The following is a 4,974-nucleotide window of genomic DNA, read 5'->3' on the forward strand; positions in this document are numbered from 1 at the left end:
GACCGGAGGGTGCGAATGTCATTAGTTCGACTGCGGGACTGGCGGATTACCAGTCTTCGCGGGCCACGATGCGGGTCATCACCGGCAATTTGTTGGCCCCAAGACGAAGGGCCTCCCTTGCAACGGATTCAACAACGCCGTCGATCTCGAACATGATACGACCGGGTTTGACACGGGCTGCCCAGTAGTCGGTCGCCCCCTTGCCTTTACCCATCCGCACTTCAGTCGGCTTCGACGAAACCGGAACATCGGGGAATATCCGAATCCAGACACGGCCCTGGCGCTTCATGTGGCGGGTGATCGCGCGGCGGGCCGCTTCGATCTGCCGCGCGGTGATACGCTCGGGTTCTGTCGCTTTCAGGGCGAAGGAACCGAAGTTCAGCAGGAAGCCGCCTTTGGCTTCGCCGTGAATGCGGCCCTTGTGCTGTTTGCGGAACTTGGTCCGTTTAGGTTGCAGCATCTATCTTACTCCTCACCGGGCATCGCGGCGCGGCCCACGCGGCGCGGGGCCGTCCTGGGCTTCGCTGGCACGACGGTCATGCGCTTGCGGGTCGTGTTCCATGATCTCGCCTTTGAAGATCCAGACCTTGACGCCGATGATGCCATAGGCGGTTTCCGCCTCCGACAACGCATAGTCGATATCAGCGCGCAGCGTATGCAGCGGCACGCGGCCTTCACGGTACCATTCCACCCGCGCGATCTCGGCGCCGCCAAGGCGACCGCCAACGTTGACACGGATACCAAGCGCACCCATGCGCATCGCGTTCTGCACCGCACGCTTCATGGCACGACGGAACGAAACCCGGCGCTCAAGCTGCTGGGTGATCGATTCCGCGACCAGTTGCGCATCAAGCTCGGGCTTGCGCACTTCAACGATGTTGAGGTGCAGCTCGGACTTGGTGAGGTTCGCGAGTTTCTTGCGCAGCGTCTCGATGTCGGCGCCCTTTTTGCCGATGATGACACCGGGGCGCGCGGCATGAATGGTGACGCGGCACTTTTTGTGCGGGCGTTCGATGATGACCCGGCTGATGCCTGCCAGCTTCGCGTCTTCGCGAATGAAGTCACGCATCTTCAGATCTTCAAGCAGCAGGTTGCCGTAGTCTTTGCTTTCAGCAAACCAGCGGCTGTCCCAAGTGCGGTTGACCTGCAGGCGCATGCCGATCGGATTGACCTTCTGACCCATTACGCACGCTCCCCGGCAGTGGTGGCTTCGACCTGGCGAACCTTGATGGTGATTTCCGCAAACGGCTTCATGATCTTGCCGAAACGGCCACGCGCACGCGGACGACCGCGCTTGAGCGTGATGTTCTTGCCCACCCAGGCTTCTGCAACGATCAGGCTGTCAACATCAAGCCCGTGGTTGTTTTCAGCGTTGGCGATGGCCGACTGCAGGCATTTGCGCACGTCGTCCGAAACCCGCTTTTTCGAGAAGGTGAGATCGGCCAGAGCCTTTTCCACTTTCTTGCCGCGGATCAGTTCGGCAACGAGGTTCAACTTCTGCGGCGAGGTTTTCAGCATCTTGGCCTTGGCCAGAGCCTCATTCTCCGCCACGCGGCGCGGATTCTTTTCCTTACCCATGGCTTATTTCCTCTTCGCTTTCTTGTCGGCCGCATGACCGTAGTAGGTGCGCGTCGGCGAATATTCACCGAACTTCTGACCGATCATTTCCTCGGTCACGTTGACCGGGATGTGCTTCTTGCCGTTGTAGACGCCAAAGGTGAGGCCCACGAATTGCGGCAGAATGGTCGAGCGGCGCGACCAGATCTTGATGACTTCCGATTTGCCCGTACCGCGCGCCTTTTCTGCTTTCTTCAGCAGATAGGCATCAACGAAGGGGCCCTTCCAAAGAGAACGTGCCATGGATTACCGACCCTTCTTGGCGTTGCGCGAGCGGACAATGTATTTGTCCGTCGTCTTGTTCTTGCGGGTCTTGGTGCCCTTGGTGCCCTTGCCCCACGGTGTAACCGGGTGCCGGCCGCCCGAGGTGCGGCCTTCACCGCCGCCATGCGGGTGATCGATCGGGTTCATGGCGACGCCGCGCACAGTCGGGCGAATGCCCATGTGCCGGCGACGGCCCGCCTTGCCAAGGTTCTGGTTCGAGTGGTCGGCGTTTGATACCGCACCCACCGTCGCCATGCACTCTTGCCGCACCATGCGCAGCTCGCCCGACGACAGCCGGACCTGTGCATAGCCGCCATCACGGCCAACGAACTGGGCATAGGTGCCCGCCGCGCGCGCCATCTGGCCACCCTTGCCGGGCTTCAGCTCGACGTTGTGCACGATGGTACCGATCGGCATACCCGAGAACGGCATCGCGTTGCCGGGCTTCACGTCGGTCTTTGCGCCAGCGATGACGCTATCGCCTACGGCCAAGCGCTGCGGCGCAAGGATGTAGGTCTGCTCGCCGTCCTCATACTTCACCAGTGCGATGAAGGCGGTGCGGTTCGGGTCGTATTCGATCCGCTCAACAACAGCCGCCATGTCGAACTTGGTGCGCTTGAAATCGACGATCCGGTAGAGGCGCTTGGCGCCGCCACCCTTGTGCCACATCGTGATCCGCCCGGTATTGTTCCGGCCACCCGTCTTGCTCAGACCCTGAGTCAGGGTCTTTACGGGGCGGCCTTTCCAAAGCTCCGAACGGTCGATCAGAACCAGCCCACGCTGGCCTGGCGTAGTCGGATTATACGACTTGAGTGCCATGCTTTCTGTCTTCCGTTGCTTTGGACCAAAGGTCCGTTTCCGAATGGGCTAGTGTGCCCGTCTTCAAAATGATCCGCGGCCCCGGAACCCGGGGCCGCGAGATTCGTCGCCTTCTATCAAAGCCCCGTCGAGACGTCGATAGTGTTCCCTGCTTCAAGGGTCACATAGGCTTTTTTCACGTCGTTACGGACGCCGGGGCGGCCGCGGAACTTTTTCACCTTGCCTTTGGTGAGGACGGTGTTGACCGCTTTCACCTTGACACCGAAAAGCGCCTCGACGGCTTCCTTGATCACCGGCTTGCTGGCGTCGATCGCCACCTGAAACACCACCGCGCCATGTTCAGAGGCAGCGGTAGCCTTTTCGGTGATGATCGGCTTGCGGATCACGTCGTAGTGTTCTGCTTTCGCGGTCATTTCAGACGAGCCTCCAGGGCTTCGACACCAGCCTTGGTGATCACCAGTTGATCACGCAGCAGGATGTCATAGACGTTGGCGCCCATCGACGGCAGCACATCGATGCCTTCGATGTTGCGCGCCGCACGGGCGAAGTTTTCGTTCACATCGGCACCGTCGATGATCAGCACGCGCTTCCAGCCAAGCTCGCGCGCGGCTTTCGCCAGAATCGCGGTCTTGCCTTCGGCCATCTCGATCGAGTCGATCACCATCAGGTTGCCCTCGCCGGCTTTCGCCGAAAGCGCATGACGCAGGCCAAGCGCGCGGAACTTCTTGTTCAGATCATGCGCATGGCTGCGCGGGATCGGGCCCTTGACGACACCGCCGTGGCGGAAGATCGGTGCCTTCTTGGAACCGTGGCGAGCGCCGCCGGTGCCTTTTTGGCGATAGATCTTTTTGGTCGAATAGGACACTTCGGCGCGGGTCAGCACCGAGTGGGTGCCGGCCTGAGCCTTCGCACGCTGCCAGCGCACGACGCGGTGCAGAATGTCTGCGCGCGGCTCGAGGCCAAACAGGGCGTCGTCCAGATCGATCGTGCCGGCTTTGCCGCCGTCAAGTTTGATCACATCGAGTTTCATGCTTCACCCCCTTCGGCCGAGACTTCGACCGGAGCAGCAACTTTCAGCGCGGCGGGCAGCGGCAGATCTTTCGGCAGCGGCTTCTTCACCGCGTCCTTGATCGTCACCCAACCACCCTTGTTGCCCGGAACCGAGCCCTTGACCATGATCAGGCCGCGGTCGGCATCGGTGCGCACCACTTGGATATTCTGCGTGGTCACACGCACGGCACCCATGTGGCCCGCCATTTTCTTGCCCTTGAACACCTTGCCGGGTTCTTGGCACTGGCCGGTCGAACCGTGCGAACGGTGGCTGACCGAAACGCCGTGCGAGGCACGCAGACCGCCAAAGTTATGCCGCTTCATGGCACCTTGGAAGCCTTTACCGATCGAGGTGCCGGCGATGTCCACAAACTGCCCTTCGGCATAGTGGGCCGCCGAAATCTCGGCACCGACTTCGATCAGGTTCTCGGGGCTTACACGAAACTCCGCAACCTTGCGCTTGGGTGCCACATTCGCCTTGGCGAAGTGGCCGCGCATTGCGGCGGTCGTGCGCTTGGCCTTGGCCACGCCAGCACCGAGCTGCACGGCGGTATAGCCGTCACGCTCGGTGGTGCGCTGCGCCACCACCTGCAGGTTGTCGAGTTGAAGCACGGTCACCGGAACTTGGCGGCCGTCTTCGAGGAACAGCCGGGTCATGCCCAGCTTCTTGGCGATTACACCAGAACGCAACATTGCCACGCCCCCCCTTAAACTTTGATCTCGACGTCCACGCCCGCGGCGAGGTCGAGCTTCATGAGCGCGTCCACGGTCTGCGGGGTGGGGTCGACGATGTCCAGAAGGCGTTTGTGGGTGCGAATCTCCCACTGGTCACGCGACTTCTTGTCGATGTGCGGTCCGCGCAGAACGCAGAATTTCTCGATCTTGTTCGGCAGCGGAATCGGGCCGCGCACCGTGGCGCCCGTGCGCTTGGCCGTGTTTACGATTTCAGCGGTGCTGGCGTCCAGCACGCGGAAATCGAAGGCCTTGAGCCGGATACGAATGTTTTGACTGGTCATGTCATGCCTCTTGCGGGCTTAAGGTTGAGAGGCAGACGGGGCCTCATGCCCCGCCTGCTTCGAACCGCGTCTTACTTGATGATTTTCGAGACGACGCCGGCGCCGACGGTGCGGCCGCCTTCGCGGATGGCGAAGCGGAGCTTCTCTTCCATCGCGATCGGCTGGATCAGCTCGACTTCGAACTTCAGGTTGTCGCCCGGCATCACCA

Annotated in this window: 9 protein-coding genes and 1 pseudogene; all 10 read right to left on the minus strand. The window is 61.3% G+C overall.

All coding sequences use genetic code 11. The annotated features are described in order from the left end of the window. Positions 1 to 46 precede the first annotated feature (46 nt). Complete coding sequence (rplP, locus tag ABY403_RS13210; protein WP_372841295.1) at positions 47 to 460, minus strand: 50S ribosomal protein L16; 414 nt, start codon at positions 458 to 460, stop codon at positions 47 to 49. Between the two features lie 12 nt (positions 461 to 472). Next, the gene (gene rpsC, locus ABY403_RS13215; protein WP_372841296.1) at positions 473 to 1,183 is read right to left on the minus strand and encodes a 30S ribosomal protein S3; all 711 of its coding nucleotides are present in this window, start codon (positions 1,181 to 1,183) and stop codon (positions 473 to 475) included. Further along, entirely contained in the window at positions 1,183 to 1,578 is a 396-nt protein-coding gene (rplV, locus tag ABY403_RS13220; protein WP_372841297.1) for a 50S ribosomal protein L22, read from the minus strand. The genes rpsC and rplV overlap by 1 nt, the downstream gene beginning before the upstream one ends. Positions 1,579 to 1,581: 3 nt before the next feature. After that, positions 1,582 to 1,860 (minus strand): 30S ribosomal protein S19, encoded by a 279-nt coding sequence (gene rpsS / locus ABY403_RS13225; RefSeq protein ID WP_372841298.1) that lies wholly within the window; start codon positions 1,858 to 1,860, stop codon positions 1,582 to 1,584. A gap of 3 nt (positions 1,861 to 1,863) precedes the next feature. Next, positions 1,864 to 2,700, minus strand: coding sequence for a 50S ribosomal protein L2 (gene rplB / locus ABY403_RS13230; protein ID WP_372841299.1), 837 nt, complete (start codon positions 2,698 to 2,700; stop codon positions 1,864 to 1,866). A 116-nt stretch (positions 2,701 to 2,816) separates the two neighbouring features. Next, complete coding sequence (locus tag ABY403_RS13235) at positions 2,817 to 3,113, minus strand: 50S ribosomal protein L23 (protein ID WP_372841300.1); 297 nt, start codon at positions 3,111 to 3,113, stop codon at positions 2,817 to 2,819. Then, positions 3,110 to 3,730 (minus strand): 50S ribosomal protein L4, encoded by a 621-nt coding sequence (rplD, locus tag ABY403_RS13240; protein ID WP_372841301.1) that lies wholly within the window; start codon positions 3,728 to 3,730, stop codon positions 3,110 to 3,112. Before rplD ends, ABY403_RS13235 begins: the two co-directional genes overlap by 4 nt. After that, a complete protein-coding gene (gene rplC, locus ABY403_RS13245) occupies positions 3,727 to 4,440 on the minus strand; it encodes a 50S ribosomal protein L3 (RefSeq protein ID WP_372841303.1) in 714 nt (237 codons plus the stop codon). The genes rplD and rplC overlap by 4 nt, the downstream gene beginning before the upstream one ends. A gap of 17 nt (positions 4,441 to 4,457) precedes the next feature. Continuing rightward, entirely contained in the window at positions 4,458 to 4,766 is a 309-nt protein-coding gene (gene rpsJ, locus ABY403_RS13250) for a 30S ribosomal protein S10 (protein WP_372841302.1), read from the minus strand. Between the two features lie 71 nt (positions 4,767 to 4,837). Then, positions 4,838 to 4,974: pseudogene (gene tuf / locus ABY403_RS13255) on the minus strand (elongation factor Tu); the annotation flags it as partial.

It is taken from the genome of Phaeovulum sp., from assembly GCF_041596715.1.
In the GTDB taxonomy this organism is placed as follows: domain Bacteria; phylum Pseudomonadota; class Alphaproteobacteria; order Rhodobacterales; family Rhodobacteraceae; genus UBA6213.

Excerpts from the sequence above, each read along its gene's own strand:
- rplP (WP_372841295.1), bottom strand. The coding sequence starts at position 460 with ATGCTGCAACCTAAACGGACCAAGTTCCGCAAACAGCACAAGGGCCGC.
- rpsC (WP_372841296.1), bottom strand. The coding sequence starts at position 1,183 with ATGGGTCAGAAGGTCAATCCGATCGGCATGCGCCTGCAGGTCAACCGC.
- rplV (WP_372841297.1), bottom strand. The coding sequence starts at position 1,578 with ATGGGTAAGGAAAAGAATCCGCGCCGCGTGGCGGAGAATGAGGCTCTG.
- rpsS (WP_372841298.1), bottom strand. The coding sequence starts at position 1,860 with ATGGCACGTTCTCTTTGGAAGGGCCCCTTCGTTGATGCCTATCTGCTG.
- rplB (WP_372841299.1), bottom strand. The coding sequence starts at position 2,700 with ATGGCACTCAAGTCGTATAATCCGACTACGCCAGGCCAGCGTGGGCTG.
- ABY403_RS13235 (WP_372841300.1), bottom strand. The coding sequence starts at position 3,113 with ATGACCGCGAAAGCAGAACACTACGACGTGATCCGCAAGCCGATCATC.
- rplD (WP_372841301.1), bottom strand. The coding sequence starts at position 3,730 with ATGAAACTCGATGTGATCAAACTTGACGGCGGCAAAGCCGGCACGATC.
- rpsJ (WP_372841302.1), bottom strand. The coding sequence starts at position 4,766 with ATGACCAGTCAAAACATTCGTATCCGGCTCAAGGCCTTCGATTTCCGC.